Origin of the sequence: Paraburkholderia sp. J7 (assembly GCF_905220155.1) — a bacterium.
Taxonomy (GTDB): domain Bacteria; phylum Pseudomonadota; class Gammaproteobacteria; order Burkholderiales; family Burkholderiaceae; genus Paraburkholderia.
The window spans coordinates 382386-404103 of sequence record NZ_CAJMYZ010000004.1 but is presented as its reverse complement, the minus strand read 5'-3'; the positions used below and the strand labels follow the sequence as shown (position 1 = coordinate 404103).

At 66.2% G+C, this 21718-nt stretch carries 15 protein-coding genes; 7 read left to right on the top strand and 8 right to left on the bottom strand.

Annotation, left to right across the window (positions count from 1 at the left end):
- Positions 1-86: 86 nt before the first annotated feature.
- Positions 87-851, bottom strand: coding sequence for a class I SAM-dependent methyltransferase (locus tag U5A58_RS09310; protein WP_321961215.1), 765 nt, complete (start codon positions 849-851; stop codon positions 87-89).
- 200 nt (positions 852-1051) lie between these two features.
- On the opposite strand from U5A58_RS09310, the gene U5A58_RS09305 reads away from it, so the two are divergent.
- The 3 genes from U5A58_RS09305 to U5A58_RS09295 all read left to right on the top strand — a co-directional run bounded on the left by U5A58_RS09305 (position 1052) and on the right by U5A58_RS09295 (position 4607).
- The gene (locus U5A58_RS09305; RefSeq protein ID WP_321961214.1) at positions 1052-1876 is read left to right on the top strand and encodes a helix-turn-helix transcriptional regulator; all 825 of its coding nucleotides are present in this window, start codon (positions 1052-1054) and stop codon (positions 1874-1876) included.
- 128 nt (positions 1877-2004) lie between these two features.
- Positions 2005-3411 (top strand): argininosuccinate lyase, encoded by a 1407-nt coding sequence (gene argH, locus U5A58_RS09300; RefSeq protein WP_321947809.1) that lies wholly within the window; start codon positions 2005-2007, stop codon positions 3409-3411.
- A gap of 266 nt (positions 3412-3677) precedes the next feature.
- Positions 3678-4607 (top strand): bestrophin family protein, encoded by a 930-nt coding sequence (locus tag U5A58_RS09295; protein ID WP_321961213.1) that lies wholly within the window; start codon positions 3678-3680, stop codon positions 4605-4607.
- A gap of 12 nt (positions 4608-4619) precedes the next feature.
- On the opposite strand, the gene U5A58_RS09290 is transcribed toward U5A58_RS09295, so the two are convergent.
- From U5A58_RS09290 to apbC, 5 genes are all read right to left on the bottom strand, one after another.
- On the bottom strand, positions 4620-5345 hold the full coding sequence (locus U5A58_RS09290) for a lysozyme inhibitor LprI family protein (RefSeq protein ID WP_321936477.1): 726 nt from the start codon (positions 5343-5345) through the stop codon (positions 4620-4622).
- An 18-nt stretch (positions 5346-5363) separates the two neighbouring features.
- Positions 5364-7643, bottom strand: coding sequence for an arginine/lysine/ornithine decarboxylase (locus tag U5A58_RS09285; protein WP_321961212.1), 2280 nt, complete (start codon positions 7641-7643; stop codon positions 5364-5366).
- Positions 7644-7724: 81 nt separating this feature from the next.
- Complete coding sequence (gene dcd, locus U5A58_RS09280) at positions 7725-8294, bottom strand: dCTP deaminase (RefSeq protein ID WP_028207739.1); 570 nt, start codon at positions 8292-8294, stop codon at positions 7725-7727.
- 172 nt (positions 8295-8466) lie between these two features.
- Complete coding sequence (locus U5A58_RS09275; RefSeq protein ID WP_321961211.1) at positions 8467-9021, bottom strand: superoxide dismutase family protein; 555 nt, start codon at positions 9019-9021, stop codon at positions 8467-8469.
- Between the two features lie 149 nt (positions 9022-9170).
- Positions 9171-10259: an iron-sulfur cluster carrier protein ApbC gene (apbC, locus tag U5A58_RS09270; RefSeq protein WP_321961210.1), complete on the bottom strand. Its 1089-nt coding sequence runs from the start codon at positions 10257-10259 to the stop codon at positions 9171-9173.
- A gap of 318 nt (positions 10260-10577) precedes the next feature.
- Between apbC and U5A58_RS09265 the strand changes: the two genes are divergently transcribed.
- Positions 10578-11231, top strand: coding sequence for an OmpA family protein (locus U5A58_RS09265; protein WP_321912722.1), 654 nt, complete (start codon positions 10578-10580; stop codon positions 11229-11231).
- Between the two features lie 452 nt (positions 11232-11683).
- On the top strand, positions 11684-13837 hold the full coding sequence (gene metG / locus U5A58_RS09260; RefSeq protein WP_321961209.1) for a methionine--tRNA ligase: 2154 nt from the start codon (positions 11684-11686) through the stop codon (positions 13835-13837).
- A gap of 96 nt (positions 13838-13933) precedes the next feature.
- On the opposite strand, the gene U5A58_RS09255 is transcribed toward metG, so the two are convergent.
- Together U5A58_RS09255 and U5A58_RS09250 are read right to left on the bottom strand one after the other, a co-directional pair.
- Entirely contained in the window at positions 13934-18391 is a 4458-nt protein-coding gene (locus tag U5A58_RS09255) for a translocation/assembly module TamB domain-containing protein (RefSeq protein ID WP_321961208.1), read from the bottom strand.
- A 61-nt stretch (positions 18392-18452) separates the two neighbouring features.
- On the bottom strand, positions 18453-20210 hold the full coding sequence (locus tag U5A58_RS09250; RefSeq protein ID WP_415774196.1) for an autotransporter assembly complex protein TamA: 1758 nt from the start codon (positions 20208-20210) through the stop codon (positions 18453-18455).
- 363 nt (positions 20211-20573) lie between these two features.
- On the opposite strand from U5A58_RS09250, the gene U5A58_RS09245 reads away from it, so the two are divergent.
- Both U5A58_RS09245 and U5A58_RS09240 read left to right on the top strand, forming a co-directional pair.
- Positions 20574-20759, top strand: a complete 186-nt coding sequence (locus tag U5A58_RS09245; RefSeq protein WP_069265440.1) for a DUF3460 family protein — start codon at positions 20574-20576, stop codon at positions 20757-20759.
- The gene (locus U5A58_RS09240; RefSeq protein ID WP_321961207.1) at positions 20759-21673 is read left to right on the top strand and encodes a ScpA family protein; all 915 of its coding nucleotides are present in this window, start codon (positions 20759-20761) and stop codon (positions 21671-21673) included. The genes U5A58_RS09245 and U5A58_RS09240 overlap by 1 nt, the downstream gene beginning before the upstream one ends.
- Positions 21674-21718: the final 45 nt, after the last annotated feature.

Genomic DNA, 21718 nt, shown 5'->3' with positions numbered 1-21718 from the left:
GGGTCAAGCGTTCGCGCCGTGCTCATGTGCAAACGGCGTCGTGCCTTCGCGGGCACGACGCCGTTTTTTATTGCCATGACCTCGCTTCAGTCGCGCCGCGTCGCCTCGATCATCAGCGCGTCGAGCTTGAACGAGAAATCGCTCTGCACATCGAAATATTGGCGCACTTCATCGGGCGCGCGCTCCCACATCGAGCGGATCGCCGTCACGCGCTCGGGCGGCGTGCGCATGCGCGTGACCCACGATTCGAAGTCGAGTGCGATGCGCCAGCGCTCACTCACCTTCGCATCGAAGCCGGCGGCGTCGAGCATCGCAATCCACTCGTCGGCGCGATAGTCGCGAATGTGCGAAGCGTCGCGCAACAGTTCGATCGCCTGAATATGCGTGTCGTAAAGCGGATCGTCGATGCCCGCAATGTCGATGAACTTCAGCCGGCCGCCTGGCTTGAGCACGCGGTGCACCTCGGCCAGCGCGCGCGGCACGTCGCGCCAGTGATGCGCGCTCATGCGGCTCACGGCCCAGTTGAAGCTCGCATCGGCGAACGGCAGCGTTTCCGCCGCACCCTGTTGCGTGCGCACGGTCGTCAAACCACGCTCCTTCGCGGCGGCTTGAACCGTAGCGAGCATCTGCGGGGCGATGTCGTAGGCCACGACTTCACGCACGTGCGGCGCCACGGCAAAGCTCGCGTGGCCTGCGCCACAGCCCATGTCCAGCACCGTCGCATTGCCGCAGGTGGCCGCGAAGGTCGCGGCGAGGTTCTCCAGATCCGCGCCGCTCGCGTGGACCTGGCTCGTGAGGTAGGCGGCGGCGGTCGAGCCGAATGCGTCGGCGACCTGATCGTGATGCTTCATCGCATGCTCCTTTTGCGGGTTCTTATGCGGTGCTTTATGTAGGGCGCGAAGCGTCGAGCGCTGCGCGTAGCGGGTTCTGCAATCTCCGGGCGGTCTGACGTGGCGGCCCGTCGCCGCGTCAGACGCTACAATAGAGGCCGTTTTGTACCAGTACAAGTTAAGCGATTATTCTGGTATCACCGCCACCTGTCCCACACCTCATGAGCCTCGACACGCCCGCCGCCGCCAGCGGCTCCGCCAAAACCCTCGACGCGACGCCCGCCCGCGCGCTGGGCGAATTCATCCGCGCCCATCGCGAGCGTCTCTCGCCTGCGGAGGTCGGCCTGCCGCCGGGCCCGCGCCGCCGCACGCCTGGCCTGCGCCGCGAAGAAGTCGCGCAGTTGTGCGGCGTGAGCCCGACCTGGTACACGTGGATCGAGCAGGGCCGCCCGGTTTCGGCTTCGGCAGACGCGCTCGCGCGCATCGCCGTCGCGCTGCGGCTCTCGCGCGCCGAACGCGCCTATCTGTTCGAACTGGCCGCGCAGCGCGACCCCGCCGAGCCCGACCCGGCCACCGCCGCGGACGCCCCCGCCACGCTCTTGCAGACCGTGAAGCTCGTGGACGCCCCCGCCTACGTGCTCGACCGCCAGTGGACCGCGCTCGCGTGGAACGCCCATGCGGCGGACCTCTTCACAGGCTGGCTCGACGGCGAGCACGACCGCAATCTGCTGCGCTTCACCTTCACCGAGCCGCTCGGGCGCGAGCTGATCGTGGACTGGGAAACGCGCGCGCGCCGCCTCGCCGCCGAGTTCCGCGCCGACTCGATCCGCCATCTGAACGATGCGCCCACGCGCGCGCTGATCGATTCGCTGATCGCCGCGAGCGACGAGTTCGCACGCTTCTGGGCCTCGCAGGACGTGTTCGAGCGCGAAGGCGGCCGCCGCGAGTTCAACCATCCGCGGCACGGCCGCATCGCCTACGACCAGATCACCTTCAAGCCCGCTCACCGCGAGGATCTCAAGCTCGTGGTGCTGGTGCGGCTCTGAACGCCGCCCGGCGACGGTCCAGCAGGCGGCCAATGTTAAAATTGTGGTCTTTCATGCCGTGCGAGACGTAACGCGCCGCGCGGCCCGCGCTTTTTCACGCTCATCACGCTCGTTCACGCCCCATCACCATGACGTCCCAACTGCACAAAAAAGGCGAAGCCTGGTCGGCTCGCTTCTCCGAACCCATGTCGGAGCTGGTCAAGCGCTACACGTCGTCGGTCTTCTTCGACAAGCGTCTCGCGCTGGTCGACATCGAGGGCTCGCTCGCGCACGCGTCGATGCTGGCCGCGCAGAAGATCATCTCCGCCGACGACCTCGCCGCCATCCAGGGCGGCATGGCGAAGATCAAGGGCGAGATCGAGCGCGGCGAATTCGAGTGGCTGCTCGACCTCGAAGACGTGCACCTGAACATCGAAGCGCGCCTGACCGCCCTGATCGGCGATGCAGGCAAGCGTCTGCACACGGGCCGCTCGCGCAACGACCAGGTCGCGACCGACATCCGCCTGTGGCTGCGCGGCGAGATCGACCGCATCGGCGGCCTGCTCGGCGACCTGCGCGGCGCGCTGCTCGATCTCGCCGAACAGCACTCGGGCACGATCATGCCCGGCTTCACGCACCTGCAGGTGGCGCAGCCGGTCACGTTCGGCCATCACCTGCTCGCCTACGTGGAAATGTTCACGCGCGACGCCGAACGCATGGTGGACTGCCGCAAGCGCGTGAACCGTCTGCCGCTCGGCGCGGCGGCACTCGCGGGCACGAGCTACCCGATCGACCGCTTCGCCGTGGCGAAGACGCTGGGCTTCGACGGCATCTGCGCGAACTCGCTCGACGCCGTCTCCGACCGCGACTTCGCGATCGAATTCACGGCAGCCGCCGCGCTCGTGATGACGCACGTCTCGCGCTTCTCGGAAGAACTGGTGCTGTGGATGAGCCCGCGCGTGGGCTTCATCGACCTGGCCGACCGCTTCTGCACGGGCTCGTCGATCATGCCGCAGAAGAAGAACCCGGACGTGCCGGAACTCGCGCGCGGCAAGACTGGCCGCGTGAACGGCCACCTCATGGCGCTCCTCACGCTCATGAAGGGCCAGCCGCTCGCGTACAACAAGGACAACCAGGAAGACAAGGAGCCCCTGTTCGACACCGTCGATACGGTGGCGGACACGCTGCGCATTTTCGCGGAGATGGTGGCGGGCATCACGGTCAAGGAGCAGGCCATGCGCGCGGCAGCGCTGCAAGGCTTCTCCACGGCCACGGATCTGGCTGACTACCTCGTGAAGAAGGGCCTGCCGTTCCGCGACGCGCACGAAGCGGTGGCGCACGCCGTTCGCATCTGCGTGGACCGCAACTGCGATCTCGCCGACCTCACGCTCGACGAGATGCGCCGCGAACTGCCGGCCGTTTCGCACCTGCTGGCCGAAGACGTGTTCGAAGTGCTGACGCTCGAAGGCTCGGTCTCGGCGCGCAACCATGCGGGCGGCACCGCGCCCGAGCAGGTGCGTGCGGCCATCGCGGCGGCGCGCGCGGCACTCAAGTAAGCGCAGCCTGGCGGGCGCAATGCGCCCGCACTCGCAGGCCAACCGGGCGCGCGACGGACCCCGTCGCGCGCCCGGTTTGTTTTTGCGGCGGCGCATCGCATGACGAGGCGGATGACGAGACGGATAACAGCGCGCATGACAACGCGCTGTACCCGCAGCAAAATGCCGGAAGTGTGCGCCCGGCAGTCGCACGCCATGGCCTACGATCCCGCGCCATACTGACGTATTGCTCCGTCAGGTTTGTCTTCGCTTCCACTACCTGCTCCATGATCGTCCGCCCTCACCTCCACTGGTTCCGCATGCTGCTCGCGTGGCGCGGCTCCGTGTTGCCGCAGCTTTTGCCGCGCCTGTTCATCGTGCTGGTCCTCTCGATCATCGCGGTGGCCGCACACGATCACATCCTCAAGCTCACGGTGAACCTGAGCACGGTGCCGTTTTCGCTGATCGGCATCGCGCTTGCGGTGTTTCTCGGCTTTCGCAACAGCGCGAGCTACGACCGCTACTGGGAAGGCCGCAAGCTCTGGGGGCAAATGCTCAACGAAACGCGTTCGCTGGTGCGCGAGGCGCTCACGCTGCCTCGCAACAGCGACGAAGCCGCCACGCGCGAGCGAGCGCGTGAATTGGCCGGAATGCTTGCCGCGCTGCCGCATGCGCTGCGCCATCAATTGCGCAACACCGACCCGCGCGCCGATCTCGAAGCACGCTTGCCGCTCGCACTGTTCGAGCGCGTGATGGCCTCGCGCTACCGGCCGGCCACGCTCATGCTGTGCGCCTCGGAATGGGTCCGGCGCGAGACGCGCGAAGGGCGCCTCGACGGCTACGCGGTGCTCGCGTTCGAGCACAATCTCAATGGAATTTCAGACGTGATCGGCGGTTGCGAGCGCATCGTCTCCACGCCGCTGCCGTTCGCCTATACGGTGATGATTCATCGCACCGTGTACTTCTTCTGCGCGATGCTGCCGTTCGGCCTCGTCGACAGCATTGGCGGTTTGACGCCGATCTTCGCCGTGTTCGTGGCCTACGCGTTCATGGCCCACGAGGCGATCGCCTCGCAGCTCGAAGACCCGTTCGGCACCGAGGACAACGACCTCGCGCTCAACATGATGTCGTCCGGCATCGAGGTCGCGTTGCACGACCTGATGGGCGAGCCCACGTCGCTGCCGACGCGTGCGCCGGAGCAGTTCATCATCGACTGAACAACCGCGGCCTCAGTGGTTGTTCACCGTCTCGGCCAGACGCTTCAAGGTCGCAAGACGCCCGCCTAGCAGATCGAGCCGCGCATGCTCGTCGATGAGCGGCGTGGTCGCGTCGCGATACGCGCGCCAATCGCTTTGTGCGCGCGCGAGCGTCGGCCGCGCGTGCTTCGGCATGCGCGCATACAGCTGACGGTAGTAGCGATTGAGGTCGTAGCTCACGTGCTCGCAGCGCGCGTCGGCGCTGCAGGCGCGCGCCTGCGGCGTGTCGCCGCTGTATGTGGCCGCCTGGTTGCGCAGCGCGAGCGCGCGCTCGCGCACCGGTTGCAGGCGCATGTCCGCCTCGTAGAGCGGGTAGGTGCTGCCGCTCGTGGTCGCGAACGCGGCGCCGAGCATGGTGTCCTCGGCGTCGCGCCAGGCCACCCACTTCTGCTGGCTCAGCTGCCAGCGCTTTTGCTGCGCGGGCGGCAACTTCGCGAGCAGTTGCGTGAGGGCAGTGCCGGCGGCCGTGCGCCACGCGCTGCGCGCGTCGTCCATGCACTGGATCTGCCCGGCCGTCGACGACCGGTCCGCGCGCGCGAGGCACGTGCGCATGGCCGTGTCGATCGGGTCGGCCGCCGCGACCTCGGCATGCGCCGCCGGCGCCACGGCGAACAGCACCGTGGCCACCGAGACCAACGACAGCGCCGAGCCCGTCGCAGCAAAGAAACGCGTTAGCCGCGCCGATGAACCACCTAACATTGCCCTGCCCTCGCGCGTTCAGTCGCGCACGCAATCCACGAAATACTCGATGCGGCCGTTGATGGTCTCGCCCACGAGCCCGTGGATGTCGGTGTGGAAGCCCGGGAAGCGCTCGTTGAACTCGCGCGCGAACTTCAGGTAATTCACGATCGTCTTGTTGAAGCGCTCGCCCGGAATCAGAAGCGGAATGCCCGGCGGATACGGCGTGAGCAGGATCGACGTGACGCGGCCTTCGAGTTCGTCCACGGGCACGCGGTCGATCTCGCGGTGCGCGAGCTTCGCAAAGGCGTCCGAAGGCTTCATCGCAGGCTCCATGCTCGAGAGGTACATCTCGGTCGTGAGGCGCGCGATGTCGTTGGCACGGTAGACGCTGTGGATCTGCTGGCACAGATCGCGCAGGCCCACGCGCTCGTACATCGGATGCTGCGCGACGAACTCGGGCAACACGCGCCACAGCGGCTGGTTGTTGTCGTAGTCGTCCTTGAACTGCTGAAGCTCGGTGACCATCGAGTTCCAGCGGCCCTTCGTAATGCCGATCGTGAACATGATGAAGAACGAGTAGAGACCCGTCTTCTCGACGATGATGCCGTGCTCGGCCAGGTACTTCGTGACGATCGCGGCCGGAATGCCCGTGTCGCCGAATTCGCCGTCCACGTCCAGGCCCGGCGTGACGATGGTCGCCTTGATCGGGTCGAGCATGTTGAAGTTTTCGGCGAGCGCGCCGAAGCCGTGCCAGTGGTCGTTCGGGCGCAGCATCCAGTCTTCGCGCGAGCCGATGCCTTCCTCCGCCAGCTCGTCCGGACCCCAGACCTGGAAGAACCAGTCGTCGCCGTATTCGGCGTCGACCTTGCGCATGGCGCGGCGGAAGTCGAGCGCTTCGGCGATCGACTCTTCCACGAGTGCCGGGCCGCCCGGCGCTTCCATCATCGCCGCGGCCACGTCGCACGACGCGATGATGGCGTACTGCGGGCTCGTGGACGTATGCATGAGATACGCCTCGTTGAAGCGGTGGCGGTCGAATGCGCTGTCTTCCGAGTCCTGCACCACGATCTGCGAAGCCTGCGAGATGCCGGCGAGCAGCTTGTGCGTGGAGTGCGTGGCGAACACGAGCGCCTTCGTGCGCGGACGGCCCGCGCCGATCGCGTGCATGTCCTGGTAGAACTCGTGGAACTCGGCGTGCGGCAGCCAGGCTTCGTCGAAGTGCAGCGTGTCGAGCATGTCGCCGAGCAGATCCTTGATCATCTCGACGTTGTAGATCACGCCGTCGTACGTGCTCTGCGTGATCGTGAGGATGCGCGGCTTGATGTTCGGGTTCTTCTCGAGCGCCTCGCGCGCGAACGGATTCGCGAGGATCTTCTTGCGGATGTTTTCCGGCTTGAACTCGTCGCGCGGAATCGGGCCGATGATGCCGAAATTGTTGCGCGTGGGCGTGAGGAACACGGGAATCGCGCCCGTCATCGTGATCGCGTGCAGGATCGACTTGTGGCAGTTGCGATCCACCAGCACGATGTCGCCCGGCGCCACCGTGGCGTGCCAGACGATCTTGTTGGACGTGGACGTGCCGTTGGTCACGAAGAACACGTGGTCGGCGCTGAAGATGCGCGCCGCGTTGCGCTCCGAGGCCGCGACCGGGCCCGTGTGATCGAGCAACTGGCCGAGTTCCTCGACCGCGTTGCAGACGTCGGCGCGCAGCATGTTCTCACCGAAGAACTGGTGGAACATCTGGCCAAGCGGGTTCTTCAGGAACGCCACGCCCCCCGAGTGACCCGGGCAGTGCCACGAGTACGAACCTTCGTCGGCGTACTTCACGAGTTCCTTGAAGAACGGCGGCGAGAGCGCGTCGAGATACACCTTCGCCTCGCGAATCACGTGGCGCGCGACGAACTCCGGCGTGTCCTCGAACATGTGAATGAAGCCGTGCAGCTCACGCAGGATGTCGTTGGGCAAATGGCGCGAGGTGCGCGTTTCGCCGTACAGGAAGATGGGGATGTCGGCGTTGCGCTTGCGCACCGCCTCCATGAACGCGCGCAGCGCGACGATCGCGGGCGCGTGCTCCGGCGCTTCGCCATCCGAGCCTTCCACGTAGGGCAGCAGCTCGTCGTCGTCGATCGAGAGAATGAAGCAGGCCGCGCGGCTCGATTGCTGCGCGAACGACGTGAGGTCGCCGTAGCTCGTCAGCCCGAGGACTTCCGCGCCCTCTTTCTCGATGGCTTCGGCCAGTGCCCGGATGCCGGAACCCGAGATGTTCTCGGAGCGAAAGTCTTCGTCGATGATGACGACGGGAAAACGAAACTTCATGGGCGATTCTCCAAAAGAAACGACCGCTGCATATAACGCGCAGCGGTCCCCGTATGTCGTTGTGTCCGGTGGTTGTGTGCGTCAGGTCTTCGGCAGGGTGACGCCGTGCTGGCCTTGATACTTGCCGCCGCGATCCGCGTACGAGACCTCGCAGATCTCATCGCTTTCGAAGAACAGCACTTGAGCCACACCCTCGTTCGCGTAGATTTTCGCAGGCAAAGGTGTCGTATTTGAGAATTCGAGCGTCACGTAGCCCTCCCACTCGGGCTCGAACGGCGTGACGTTCACGATGATCCCGCAGCGCGCATAGGTGGACTTGCCCAGACACACGGTCAGGACGTTGCGCGGAATGCGGAAATACTCGACCGTGCGCGCGAGCGCGAACGAATTGGGCGGAATGATGCAGACGTCGCCCTTGAAGTCCACGAACGACTTTTCGTCGAAGTTCTTCGGATCGACGATCGTCGAGTTGATGTTCGTGAAGATCTTGAATTCGTCGGCGCAACGGATGTCGTAGCCGTAGCTCGAGGTGCCATAGCTCACGATCTTGCGGCCGTCTTCCGACATCCGGACCTGATCGCGCACGAACGGCTCGATCATCTTCTGCTCTTCGGCCATGCGCCGGATCCACTTGTCGGACTTGATTGCCATGTTCGCTACTTAACGAGAAATCGGGTCGGGAATGCATGCGGACGGACCCACCGGGCGGGCGCCGCGTGCGAAAGGCGCCTATTTTACGCGATGTGGATCGGCGTGCCTGGAACTACGCTTCGCGCGGCCGCAAATGTCGCATTCAGCCACGCTCAGCCACATTCGGCCGCGCTCACTCGGCGCGGATCAGGCCGCAGGCGAGCGCCGGGCCCGTGCCGCGCTGCGGGTAGGCATAGGGGTCGATGGCGTCCCGATGCACGATCACCGCGCGTTGCAGCACGGAGCGCACGCCGTCGAGCGAGACGTCGGGTGCGACGATAAAGCCCGTCGCCACGCCATTCGAATCCGCGTGGATGTTGCCGAGGTCCCCTTCCACGCGCGCGCCGGGCTTCAGGTGCTCCGCGGCCGGAGCGAACACGGCGCCGGCGCTCGAGGCGTCGGTGGCGTTGCAGTCGCCGCGCTCGTGCACCTGCAATGCGTGATCGCTGTCGGGCGGCAGGCCCGCGAGGTTGTAGCTCACCTGCACGCCGTCCGAGTGCTCGACGAACGAAACCGTGCCGCGCACCTGGCTGCCGACGGTGGGCAGCAGCTGCGCGTTCGCACGCTTGTCCTGCTGGCCCATGAAGCTCGTGCAGCCCGCAAGCAGCGCGCTGCTGCACAGCGCGACGAGCGCGATCCTCCAGACGACGTGCGCATTCCCCGCTTGCCTGTCGTGTCCTTTATCCATGCGATCCTCTTGCCGGGCGGCGGCAGCCCCGTTGCTGCCGCCATACCGGACCCGATGAAGCCCACATGATACCGCGCACGCGGCGCGCCGCGCGCCTATCTGTCCCCATGCGCGGGGCGCCGCACAAGCGCCGCGGCGCACACCGGGCCTCAGGTGTTCTGCACGACGATGGTCGGGAACTTCGAGGTCATGTCGCGGGCGCGCTCGGCAATCTGGATCGCCACGCGGCGCGCAATGGCGCGATAGATTTCCGCCACCTGCCCGTGCGGCGCGGCCACGACGGTCGGGTTGCCCGAATCGGCCTGCTCGCGAATGGCGATGTCGAGCGGCAGGCTGCCGAGCACTTCCACGCCGTATTCCTTCGCCATGCGCTCGCCGCCGCCCGCGCCGAAGACATGCTCGGCGTGGCCGCAGTTCGAGCAAATGTGCACGGCCATGTTCTCGACAATGCCGAGAATCGGAATGCCCACCTTTTCGAACATCTTGAGGCCCTTCTTCGCGTCGAGCAGCGCGATGTCCTGCGGCGTCGTGACGATCACGGCGCCCGTGACGGGCACGCGCTGCGAGAGCGTGAGCTGGATGTCGCCGGTGCCCGGCGGCATGTCGACCACGAGATAGTCGAGTTCGCGCCAGTTCGTCTGACGCAGCAATTGCTCGAGTGCCGAAGTCGCCATCGGGCCGCGCCAGACCATGGGGTTGTCCTGCTCGACGAGAAAGCCGATCGAGTTGGCCTGCACGCCGTGGCCTTCGAGCGGATTCATCGACTGGCCGTCGGGCGACTCGGGGCGGCCTTCGATGCCGAGCATCATCGGCAGCGAGGGGCCGTAGATGTCCGCGTCGAGCACGCCCACCGAAGCGCCTTCGGCCGCGAGCGCCAGCGCGAGATTCACGGCGGTCGTGCTCTTGCCCACGCCGCCCTTGCCCGAGGCGACGGCGACAATGTTTTTCACATTGGGGAGCAGCTTCACGCCGCGTTGGACCGTATGCGCGGCAATCTCGCTTCTGACCGCGACGCGGCTCGCCTGCACGCCCGGCACCGCGGCGAGCGCCGCCTCGACTTGCTTGCGCACGCCTTCGAACTGGCTCTTCGCCGGATAGCCGAGCACGACCTCGACGCCGACCGTATCGCCTTCGACGGTGACGTTGCGCACGCCCTTGGCCACCGTGTAGGGATGGCCCGTGTTCGGATCCGTCAAGGCCGCGAGCGCGGCGTCGACCAAAGCCCGATCTATGCTCATTGAAACTCCGTGGGGAGAATGCCGGTCTGCGTTTTCGCCTGTCCGAGTGAGGACTGATCGCCTACGCGCCGGAAATCGAAAGAAATTGTTAAGCTGCATTGCGCAAAATTGCCCGAAAGGGCACGCTTCGCGGCAGCATCGATTTCGTATGCCGGCCAGGTGCTTTCGAAGCTGCAATCCAGCGGCTTTTCGCCTGGCGGCGCTAACCTCAAGGCGTCATTGTAGTAGCTGCCGCCGCGCGCCGTTCGAAGACCCTGTTCGCATGCGGGGCCGCGAACGCCGCAGGCAGCGTCCGTTCCACTCAAGAAAGGAAAGCAAATGAACACAAGAATCCTGACTCGCCTGTCCGTCTTCGCCATTGCCGGCGCGCTCGTCGCCGGCTGCGCGACGCAACAGGGCACCAACACGGCGATCGGCACCGGTGTCGGCGCAGGCACGGGCGCGGCCATCGGCGCGATCTTCGGCGGCGGCAAGGGCGCGGCGATCGGCGCGGGCGCGGGCGCGCTGGTCGGCGGCGTCACCGGTTACAACTGGCAGAACATCAAGAACAAGCTGTCGGGCTCGACCAAGGGCACGGGCACGCAGATCACCGAGCAGCCGGACGGCTCGCTCAAGCTCAACATTCCGAGCAACGTGACCTTCGACACCAGCAGCTTCGCGATCAAGCCCTCGTTCGCGCCGGTGCTCGACGAGGTCGCGCAAACGCTCCAGCAGAACCCGGAAGTCGTGGCGCAAGTCGTGGGTCATACGGATAGCACCGGCCAACCCGCGTACAACCAGACGCTGTCGGCCAACCGCGCGCAGAGCGTGGTGAACTACCTCGCCTCGCGCGGCATCCAGATGCAGCGCATGTCGGCCGAGGGCCGCGGCGACACCCAGCCGATCGCCGACAACAGCACGGAAGCCGGCCGCGCCGCGAACCGCCGCGTGGAAATCTACCTGCGCGCAACGGCGCAGCACCAGGGCGGCTAAGCCGGCCGACGCAGTTGCCGGGCGCGGAGTTGCCGGCAACTGTGCAGGAGAAAACAGCGACACATCAACGGGACGGCAGCGATGCCGTCCCGTTTGCATTTCGAGCGCTCCGAAACCCGTGTTAGACGGCCATCGAACGCCGGCTTCCAAGCGCTGGCAGAGAAACGAAAAAAATTTTCGAACTCTCGGGAAATCGTGCTGTCTGTCTTTACGGTACGTGTGCGGCAGTGCCGCCGCGTCACCATTCTCCTCTTGTCGTTGTTGCTCCGGGGCCATTCTTGCCCCGGTTTTTTTTGGCCCTGATTTGTGCAGCGCAACATAGCCGTTGCTCGCGTGGCCCGCGTTCGCACGAGGCATGGCGCATACGAGCGCGCACCTGCTGGCCGAACGGTGCTGCGTCCGCCCTGCTAAAATCGCCCTTTCCCCCCGCAACATCGGACTTCCCCTCACTTATGTCAGCACCCGCCACCGACCTCGCAGCAGCCGGCGCGCATGCCAATCAAAGCGGCCGCCGCCAGATTCTCGTTACGTCTGCTCTGCCGTACGCCAACGGTCAGATCCATATCGGCCACCTGGTCGAGTACATCCAGACGGACATCTGGGTTCGCGCGCTGCGAATGCATGGCCACGAGGTCTACTACGTCGGTGCCGACGACACGCACGGCACGCCCGTCATGCTGCGCGCAGAGAAGGAAGGCCTCACGCCGCAGCAGTTGATCGCGCGCGTCTGGCAAGAGCACAAGCGCGACTTCGACAGCTTCGGCGTGTCGTTCGACAACTACTACTCCACGGACTCCGAAGAGAACCGCGTGCTCTCCGAGTCGGTGTACCTGGCGCTCAAGGAAGCGGGTTTCATCGAGACGCGCGACATCGAGCAGGCCTACGATCCGGTCAAGAACATGTTCCTGCCGGACCGCTTCATCAAGGGCGAGTGCCCGAAGTGCGGCGCGAAGGATCAATACGGCGACAGCTGCGAAGTGTGCGGCTCCACCTACGCGCCTACCGACCTGAAGAATCCGTACTCGGTGGTCTCGGGCGCGACGCCCATCCGCAAGACTTCGACGCACTACTTCTTCCGCCTCTCGGACCCGCGCTGCGAAGACTTCCTGCGCGGCTGGGTGAGCGGACTCGCTCAGCCGGAAGCGACCAACAAGATGCGCGAGTGGCTCGGCGACTCGGGCGAATCGAAGCTCGCCGACTGGGACATCTCGCGCGACGCGCCCTACTTCGGCTTTGAGATTCCGGGCGCGCCCGGCAAGTACTTCTACGTGTGGCTCGACGCGCCGGTGGGCTATTACGCTAGCTTCAAGAACCTGTGCGAGCAGCGCGGCATCGACTTTGAAGCCTGGGTGAAGGCCGGTTCGAAAACAGAGCAGTACCACTTCATCGGCAAGGACATCCTGTATTTCCACACGCTGTTCTGGCCGGCCATGCTCCAGTTCTCGGGCCACCGCACGCCGACCAACGTGTTCGCGCACGGCTTCCTGACCGTGGACGGCGCGAAGATGTCGAAGTCGCGCGGCACGTTCATCACGGCGGAAAGCTATGTGACCACGGGCCTGAACCCCGAGTGGCTGCGCTACTACTTCGCCGCGAAGCTCAACAGCACGATGGAAGACCTCGACCTGAACCTCGAAGACTTCCAGGCGCGCGTGAACAGCGACCTCGTCGGCAAGTACATCAACATCGCGAGCCGCGCGGCGGGCTTCCTGATCAAACGCTTCGAAGGCCGCGTGCAAGATAGCGCGATGAATCATCCGCTGCTCGAACAGCTGCGCGCGGCGATTCCGCAAATCGCTGCGCACTACGAAGCACGCGAATACAGCCGCGCGCTGCGCCAGACGATGGAACTCGCCGACGCCGTGAACGGTTACGTCGACACGGCCAAGCCGTGGGAGCAGGCCAAGGATCCGGCCAACGCGGTGGCGCTGCACGAAAGCTGCAGCGTGAGCCTCGAAGCGTTCCGCCTGCTTTCACTCGCGCTCAAGCCGGTGCTGCCGCAACTCGCTCAAGGCGTGGAGCAGTTCCTCGGCATCGAGCCGCTCACGTGGGCCGATGCAGGCAAGGCGCTGTCGTCGCGACAGCCGATCAACGCGTACAAGCACCTGATGACGCGCGTCGATCCGAAGCAGATCGAAGCGCTGCTCGCTGCCAACCGCGATTCGCTGCAGGCAACCGATGCGCCCGCCGCAGCGGCTGCGGACGCCAGCAAGAAGTCGAAGGCTGCCAAGGAAGCGAAGAAGCCTGCCGCCGATGAAACGCCCGAAGTCATCTCCATCGACGACTTCGCGAAGATCGACCTGCGCGTGGCGCTGATCGTCGACTGCAATATCGTCGAAGGCTCGGACAAGCTGCTGCAACTCACGCTCGACGTGGGCGAAGAAAAGACGCGCAACGTGTTCTCGGGCATCCGTTCCGCGTACAAGCCGGAAGACCTCAAGGGCAAGCTCACCGTGATGGTCGCGAACCTCGCGCCGCGCAAGATGAAGTTCGGCATGTCCGAAGGCATGGTGCTCGCGGCCTCCGCGGCCGACGAGAAGGCCGAACCGGGGCTGTATATTCTCGAACCGCATTCGGGTGCCAAGCCGGGCATGCGCGTGCGTTAAGGCGACACCAGCGCACACGCCGCGGCGTTGCGCTACACGCGAAAAAAAGCACACCTCCCAGGTGTGCTTTTTTTTTGCTGTTGATTGGTAATCTCGCTACCAGCGAATTCGATCGAAACGCCGCGTATAGAGAATATCGGCGCCATTGAACGTCCCGCCATACACCACCAGCGACCAGTAGCGCGAGAGGTTGATCGTGGCCTTCACCGCGTTCGAAGCCGACTGCAGGCCCTGCTCATAGCCGATCACGAGCCGCTGGTTGATGACCTTCGCGATCATCACGACTTCGGGGTCGGTCAGGCCCACCTCGCTGCGCCCGATCGAAAATTCGTCGAGGCCGATACTTTGCGCAATGCGTTTGCCCTGTGCGCTGCCAAGCAACGCGAGCGCCGTCGTCATGGCGTTCTGCTGGCCCAGGTTGTTGCCCTGGTCGGTGCCGTGCCCGAACAGCAGCCAGGAGAGCTTTTCGTTGTCGGGCACGTTCGGCTCGGAAACGAGCTTGACCACCGGCGCCTGAACCGTGCCCGTCACCTGCACGCCCGCCTCGACCTGCTGGTTGCGGCGCATGGCCAGAATGTTGATGCCCGGATTGCCGACTGGCCCGTTGAACGTGAAGAAGCCGTTCTCGATGTTGAGCTTGGTGCCGAACGCGGTGTACGAGGAGCCTTCGGTCACGCGCACGTTGCCGACCGCGCGCAGCGGCACGTCCGGCGCGCTGTTCACCGAGATCAGGCCCGCAAGGCCCAGATCCGCGCCCTGGCCGCGGAAGCGGAAGTCGTGGCCAAGGTCGATCTCGACGTTCGCGCGCGGCGCAAAGCGCGGCGCGGGCTTGGTCGACGCCGTTTCTTCGATGGGCGGCCTGCCGCCTACCGTCGTGCCGTCGGGGCGCACGATCACGACGTCGTCGCCGAGCGAAGGTGCGGGCAACTCGGGCATGTCGAATAGCGCGTGATCGACGGTGAACTTGCCGTCGATCTGCATGCCGCCGAGATGGCCGCCGTTGGCGATGCTCGCGCTGCCGGAGAGCGACATCTTGCGGTCGGGCGAAGCGAACAGTTCGAGCTTGTCCGCGACGATGCTCGCCGTCAGATCGGGTTCGGCATTGTCCAGACGCACGCGGCCCGTTGCGCGCAGCGTGCCGCTCGTCGCGCCGTGGAACTCCACCTGCTGGAAGTCGACGAGGTTCTGCGAAAGCGCGATGCGGATCACACCGTCCTTCAACTCCACGCCCTGATCGACCACGGTGGCCGAAAGCCCGTCGCCGACCAGCGAGCCCGTGAGATTCGGCTTCGCGACCGTACCGCCGAGCGCGAGTTGCAAAGCGAGATGGCCATCGAGCAGATAGGTCGGGCCTAACATGCCGCCCGTGTTCCTGAGCGAGGGCACGTTCGCGTTGATGGTGCCGCCAATCGGCGCTTCGTCCGTGACGGTGAGGATGCCGTCGCGCGGCGCGAGCGTCGTGTAGGCGTCGATGTCGAGCGTGCCCACGCGGCTCGCCAGCGCATGCGCCGTGAGCGTGAGGCGGTTGCCGCCGCTGAAGGCGGCGCGCACGTTGAGGTCGCCCACGCCGAGCGAGGCAAAGCCGCGGCCGACTTCGGTCGTGATGTCGCCCGAGCGGCGCTTGATCTGCACATAGCCCGTGGCTGTCTGGCCGAGCGAGAAGTCCCAGTCGCCGTCGAAGATCAGGTCGGTCCTGAGCGTGGACGGCACGCCCGTGAACTGCTGCCGGATCTGCATGATGCGTGCAAGCGACACGCCGGTGAGCGTACCCGCCGAGCGAATGCGGCCATGATCGAGGTCGAAGCCTTTCAGTTCGAGCGTCGCGCCTTCGCCCACGAGGCGTGTCGCGCCGAGCGTGACCTTGCCGGGGCCCGCGCTCACCGTCAGCGGCGATTGCAGCTTCACACCTGGCACGCCGCGGTTCTCGAGCTGCGTGAGCGTGCCGTTCCAGCGCGAGCCCTCGCGCGTGTCCTGAAGGCCGCCGTTTGCCGCCACCACGAAGTCGATCGGCTGGCCCTGCACCTTGCCCTTCGCGCTCGCGGTAAGCGTGTGCTTCGCGCGCGTACCGTCGAGGCGCGCGGTGAGCGTCGTGATATCGACGCCGGCCACGGCAATCTCGCTCGCGTCGGTGCTGAAGGCGAGCGCACCGTTCGCGCCGTCGCGCGCGAGCGCATGGCCCTCCGCATGGCCGACGCGGTTGTCGCCGAACACCACGTGGTCGGCCTTGTAGTCGAGCGAGACGTCGGGATGCGCGAAGGTGCCGGTCACGTCGCCGTTCGCCGCGAGCTGGCCCGCTATGCCGAAGCCGAGCCGGTCGAGTTGCGGCGCATCCACGCGAAAGCGCAGGCGGTCGCCGCGCGCGCCGAAGCTACCTTGCAGATCGACGGTATTGCCCGCAATAGAAAGGTTCGCGCGGCTTGGCAGAATGCGCGAGCCCGCGAGCTGAATGAGGCCCTCGCCCGTGAGCGGCAGGTCGTCGTAGACGCTCGGGCCGAGCTTGAACTCGGCCCTCGTCGTGAAAGTAGGCGCGAGCGTGCCGCTCGCGTTGAGTGTGCCGTTCACGCGCGCCTCGATCGGCCGGCCGGCGGGACGCGCGGCGGGTCTGGGTCGCGCTTCGGGTGGGGCCGCCCCGCCCGGCTGGGTCTCTTTCGCGTTCTCCACGCGCTTTTGCTCGGCGGCCTGCTCGCCGGACTGCGCAGGATTGAGCGAGGGGTTCAGCGCCGGATTGAGCGCGAGATTGCGTTGCGGGTTGAGGGCGTCGGCAGCGGGCTGGGTCGCGGGTTGAGCCCCAGGCGTGGGGCGCGCCCGCGCGGCCGGGGCGGGTGACTTCGCGGCCGTGCGCGCCGGTGTTTGCGACGTGAGCGACAACGGATCGAAATTGGTCAGCACCGCCTTGAGTTGATACGTGGAGCTGGCGTCGTGCTTGAGCGCGCCCGAGAGGTCGATGCGCCCCGCTCCCGAAGTCAGCCGCACGTCGTTGAGCGACAGGCGCGCGGGGTCCTGCGTGACCTTGCCCTGCACGCGCAGCGCCGCTCTCGGATCGGCGAGATCGAGCGTGACGCTCTGCACGTCGCCGCTCAGCCGCACGCCAATCGGCCCCGCGAATTGCGTGGCGCGCACGCTCGACTCGATCGCGTTGAGGTCGAGCCCGGCCACCTTCAGATCGAAACGTCCGTCGCGCCCGCTGATCGTGCCGCCGCCGGTGATCGTCGCGTTCTTCACGAGACGCACGGCGAGCTTCGGGATGCGCTGCGTCTTTGCATCGAGCACGACATCGGCGTGCGCGTCGATGAGCGGCAACAGCTTTTCGTCGATGGCGCCCGGCTTCGCGTTGACGATCGAGACCGCCCCCGCCACCGTGAAGCCGGCCGCATCGGACTCCACGGCGTGGTGCTTCGCTCGGCCTTTTGGCGCCGATGCCGACGCCGGAACGGATGCCGGCGTCACCGCCGAGGCCGACGCTGTGCCCGATGCCGCCGCCGCGAGCGCCGCCGGCACGCCCGCCGCGCCACCCGGCACCGGCTGCAACTGCGCACGCACCGCGAGGTCGGCGAACGGCGCGCCCGGCGCGAACGCCTGCGGATTGACGTGATCGAATGCGAGCGTTGCGCGTTGCAGCGGCACGGAAGCGAACGGCGTTGCCTCCACATGTGCGCGGCCCGTGAGCTTCATGCCGCTTGCCTCGACGTCGGCCGTGAGCGCTTCGAGCGAGCCGGCGAGATTGGCGCTGACCTGCACGTCCTCGCCGTTCACCTTGCCCGCGTAGCCCAGGTCGCCCGTGAGCGCGAACGGCCGCACGCCGTCGAGCTTCGCCCGCGCGTTCACCGCGCCAAAAGGCGTGTCGAGGCGCTCGATGGCGGCCTCGTGATGGCGGCCGTCACTGCGTCCATGGAACTGGAACCGCGAGAACTCGTTGGTGGAGGTGCCTTCGTGGATCGTGAGCTTGTCCACCTGCAAATCGCGGATCTCGAGCCCGAGCGGCAGTTGCAGATTCTCAGGCAGCTTCATGGGCGAAGAAGGCTCGTGCGACGGCACGATGCGCATCTCGATGTCGCCAGCGTGCAGATAGTCCACCACGAAGCGCCAGGGCTTCTGGCCGAAGCCATGCAGCTCCCATTGGCCGCCAATGCGGTCGACCTTGAGCGTGGTGCCGTCCGTGCCGCGCCAGCTCACGTTGGAAAAGCGCACACCACTCGCGAGCGTGCCGCCTTCGAGCGTGCCCGCCAGCTTGCCGTCGAGCAGCTTGACGGCCGCGCGCCACGCGTAGGCCGTGCCGCGCTCGGTGGTCAGCACGCCATAGAGCAAGCCGGCGACCAGCCCGACCAGCAGCACCGGCACGACGATCGCCCAGGCGAGCGCCTTCCAGAGCCGCGGCCCGCGGTGCGGCGGCGGCGCACCGGCGTCCCCGCCCGCGCCCGCGCCACGCCCGCCGTCGCCACCGTCGCCACTGGGCTGAGCGCGCGCATCATCATCCGGGCTGCGCCCCGCCTCCTCCGGCGGCACCGCGAATGTGGCGGGCAGCCACGCCGAAGCCGCGAAACGACGCGCGCTCATGCGGCCACCTCGCCGTGCGGCGCAGGGGTCGTGGCGAAACGGAGCAGCGAGCGCGTCATCATCAGAAGGCGATCCCGAGTGTCAGGTAAGGCCGCACGCTGTGAGTGCGAAAACCATAGGCGAGATCGAGATTGACCGGCCCGACGGGACTGCGCCAGCGCGCGCCGATACCCGCGCCCGGGTCGAAATCCTTTTCGCCCCAGGTGTCGGTGGCGGTGCCGACGTCGAAGAACGCCGCGCCGCCCCAGTCGTGGCTGAACCAGTGCTGGTACTCCGCCGACCCGGTGACGAGATACTTGGTTGGCAGGATCGAGCCCGACTGGTCGTTGCCGATGCTCTGGAACGAGTAGCCGCGCACCGAGTTCGAGCCGCCCGCACGGAACAGCAGCGACGCGGGGATGCCGCTCGACGGGCCGCTCGTGAACACGCCGCCCAGTTCCGCGCGGAACACCATGATGTCGCTGTGGCCGATCGGCAGGTATTGCTGGCCGCGCATGTAGGCGCGCAGGAAGCTTTGTTCGGCGCCCACGTTCTTGAGCGCGAGGCCCGCCTCCATGCGGATGATGTTGCCCGAGCGCGGAAAGAGCGGGTCGTCGACGTTGCGGCGCGTCCAGCCCCAGGTCGGCACGAGCGCATAGGCCCGCGACGACGGCCCCACGTTCTGTGTCAGGCGATCGTCGTAGAACATCAGCGCGTAGGCGTAGTCGATGTTCTGCGACGTGCGCGTGCGCTGCACCCCGACCCGCGCGCTATAGATGTTCGTGTCCGAGACATCGGTGGTCGTGTAGGAAGCGACGAGGCTGTTGGTCCAGGCGCGCGGGCCCGGCGGCATCGAAAGCTGGACCTGGCCGAACTTCTGGATCTGGTCGAGCCGCCCCTGCACCTGGAACGGCCACGCCGCCCCGAACGTATTCAGGTACGTATAGGAGCCCTGGACGTGCGCGCCGGTGTCAGTCGAATAACCTACGCCACCGCGAAAGTTGTTGTACGGGAACTCGCTCACCTTTACGTGCACGGTCGTATCGACCGGTTTTTGCGGGTTGGCGTCGACGTCGATCGCCACGCTCGCGTAGTAAGGCGTGTTCTGCACCTGGCGCTGCAGTTCGGCCACGCGGTTCAGGTCGTAGATTTCGCCTGGCGAGAGCGGATTCACGTTGTCGATGATGTAGCCCGGATACCGCTGCGGGCCCGAAACGTCGAGCTTGCCCAGCGTGAAGGTCGGCCCGCTGTCGAAGGTTACGGAAAGTTGCGCGTCATGCCGCAGCGGATCGACGCGCGCCTCCGAAAAGACGATCTTGGCGCCGAGGTAGCGGCGCGCCTGCAGCGCCTTGAGCGAGGCGTTCTTGGCATCGTCCCAGCCTGACTGCGTAAAGGCGTCGCCGTCGTGCAGCGAGAACGCGAAACGCGCCGTATTCTCCTGTGCCGGGTCTTCCGTGAGCACGGGACCGCGAAAGACGAGCTTCACCGACGAAATCGTCGTGCGCGGCCCCGGGTCGACGCTCACCCGCACGTGCCGCCTGCCGTCGATCGTGCGCACGTCGGTACGCACGACCGGCGTGAAATAGCCCGCGGTCGAGGCAAGGTCGCGTGCCTGCTGCGGCGTCGCGGTCACGAGGAACTCGAACTGGTCCTCGTTCACGTCGGCGCGCGTGGCAAAGCGCGCGATGTCGAGGTGCGTCTCGAGGAGCTTGCGCAGATCGCGCGGAGTGGCCTGGATGTCGACATCGTAGTAGGTGCGCGGGCGCATCCACGGCAGGAGGGTAGTCAGGATGTCGGCCCGGGCGGGCGGCGCGACGGCAGAGAACACGGCGAGGCACATGAACAGGCATGCGGCGAGCCGTGGCCGCGCCGCCCGCGAGGGGCGCCGCCGTGCGCACAATGCTTGGATCACCCATCCCGCCAAACGCCACCTCCGGCCGTCGTAGAACTGGTTGGCACCGGTTGCGCCGCTCGCGCGCAGGGCACGGGGGGCGGCAACGGGGCGCAAACGCGTTATTTCACCACATCGGCGCGTAAAAACCCCAGGAGGCGGCGCAAAGGGGCCGCAAGACAGCTGCAAAGGTCGAGGCGCACGAAAGTCGGCGCGGATGTTCCGCGGCGTTGGCTTGCGGTAAAATTGCCGCCGACAGAATTAGCGGCGCGGCGCAATCAGGCGCCCCGCCTTACTGGACGGACGCAAGCCATGTATCAGTCGGACATCACGCAGTTCATCAACCAGCTCAAGCAGCAAAAGCCGCAGCTCGAAGAACAGCAACGCAAGGGCCGCGCGCTCCTGTGGGACAAGCAGCCGATCGACCTCGACGAGCGCGAGCGCCAGCAGGCTTCGCGCGTGAAGCAAACGTCCTACGTCTACTACCAGAACTTCTGATGGCCGAGGCCGACGGGGCCAGCGCGCCGCCAGCGGGCGAGCACGCGGCCAGTCACGCGGGCCATGCGCCCGGGCAAACGCCCGGTGAGGCGCTGACCACGCCCGCGACCGACTCGACGCCCGACACGGTCGACGGCGTCGCGTTCGCACGCCTTTACGGCGAGCCGCTCTTCAAGCTCCCGCAGGACCTCTACATCCCGCCGGACGCGCTCGAAGTTTTCCTCGAAACCTTCGAAGGCCCGCTCGACCTGCTGCTGTACCTGATCCGCAAGCAGAACTTCAACGTCCTCGATATTCCGATGGCGGAGGTCACGACCCAGTACCTCGGCTACGTCGAGCAACTGCGCAAGACCAACCTCGAGCTCGCGGCCGAATATCTGCTGATGGCGGCCATGCTCATCGAGATCAAGTCGCGCATGCTGCTGCCGGTCAAGAAGGCCGACACCGGCGAGGAAGCCGAGGACCCGCGCGCCGAACTCGTGCGCCGCCTGCTCGAATACGAGCAGATGAAGCTCGCCGCCCAGCGCCTCGACCAGTTGCCGCAACTCGGCCGCGACTTCCTGCGCGCCGAGGTCTATATCGAGCAGAGCATCACGCCGCGCTTTCCCGACGTGGACAGCAACGACCTGCGCGCCGCGTGGGCCGACGTCATCAAGCGCGCGAAGCTCGTCCAGCATCACAAGATCTCGCGCGAGGAACTGTCGGTGCGCGAGCACATGAGCATCATCCTGCGCAAACTCCAGGGCGAGCGTTTCATGGAGTTCTCCGAGCTTTTCGACACCACGCGCGGCGTGCCCGTCGTGATCGTGAACTTCATCGCCATGCTGGAGCTTTCGCGCGAGTCGCTCATCGAGATCACCCAGCCCGAGCCGTTCGCGCCGATTTACGTGCGGCTCGCGTATTTGCCCGCCTGATCTTTGTCCGGGCACACGCTGGGTCAATAAATAGGTTCGCATCGC

What these genes read in the sequence shown, in the direction of transcription:
- U5A58_RS09310 (WP_321961215.1), bottom strand. Translation starts at nt 851, where the DNA reads ATGAAGCATCACGATCAGGTCGCCGACGCATTCGGCTCGACCGCCGCC.
- U5A58_RS09305 (WP_321961214.1), top strand. Translation starts at nt 1,052, where the DNA reads ATGAGCCTCGACACGCCCGCCGCCGCCAGCGGCTCCGCCAAAACCCTC.
- argH (WP_321947809.1), top strand. Translation starts at nt 2,005, where the DNA reads ATGACGTCCCAACTGCACAAAAAAGGCGAAGCCTGGTCGGCTCGCTTC.
- U5A58_RS09295 (WP_321961213.1), top strand. Translation starts at nt 3,678, where the DNA reads ATGATCGTCCGCCCTCACCTCCACTGGTTCCGCATGCTGCTCGCGTGG.
- U5A58_RS09290 (WP_321936477.1), bottom strand. Translation starts at nt 5,345, where the DNA reads ATGTTAGGTGGTTCATCGGCGCGGCTAACGCGTTTCTTTGCTGCGACG.
- U5A58_RS09285 (WP_321961212.1), bottom strand. Translation starts at nt 7,643, where the DNA reads ATGAAGTTTCGTTTTCCCGTCGTCATCATCGACGAAGACTTTCGCTCC.
- dcd (WP_028207739.1), bottom strand. Translation starts at nt 8,294, where the DNA reads ATGGCAATCAAGTCCGACAAGTGGATCCGGCGCATGGCCGAAGAGCAG.
- U5A58_RS09275 (WP_321961211.1), bottom strand. Translation starts at nt 9,021, where the DNA reads ATGGATAAAGGACACGACAGGCAAGCGGGGAATGCGCACGTCGTCTGG.
- apbC (WP_321961210.1), bottom strand. Translation starts at nt 10,259, where the DNA reads ATGAGCATAGATCGGGCTTTGGTCGACGCCGCGCTCGCGGCCTTGACG.
- U5A58_RS09265 (WP_321912722.1), top strand. Translation starts at nt 10,578, where the DNA reads ATGAACACAAGAATCCTGACTCGCCTGTCCGTCTTCGCCATTGCCGGC.
- metG (WP_321961209.1), top strand. Translation starts at nt 11,684, where the DNA reads ATGTCAGCACCCGCCACCGACCTCGCAGCAGCCGGCGCGCATGCCAAT.
- U5A58_RS09255 (WP_321961208.1), bottom strand. Translation starts at nt 18,391, where the DNA reads ATGAGCGCGCGTCGTTTCGCGGCTTCGGCGTGGCTGCCCGCCACATTC.
- U5A58_RS09250 (WP_415774196.1), bottom strand. Translation starts at nt 20,210, where the DNA reads ATGTGCCTCGCCGTGTTCTCTGCCGTCGCGCCGCCCGCCCGGGCCGAC.
- U5A58_RS09245 (WP_069265440.1), top strand. Translation starts at nt 20,574, where the DNA reads ATGTATCAGTCGGACATCACGCAGTTCATCAACCAGCTCAAGCAGCAA.
- U5A58_RS09240 (WP_321961207.1), top strand. Translation starts at nt 20,759, where the DNA reads ATGGCCGAGGCCGACGGGGCCAGCGCGCCGCCAGCGGGCGAGCACGCG.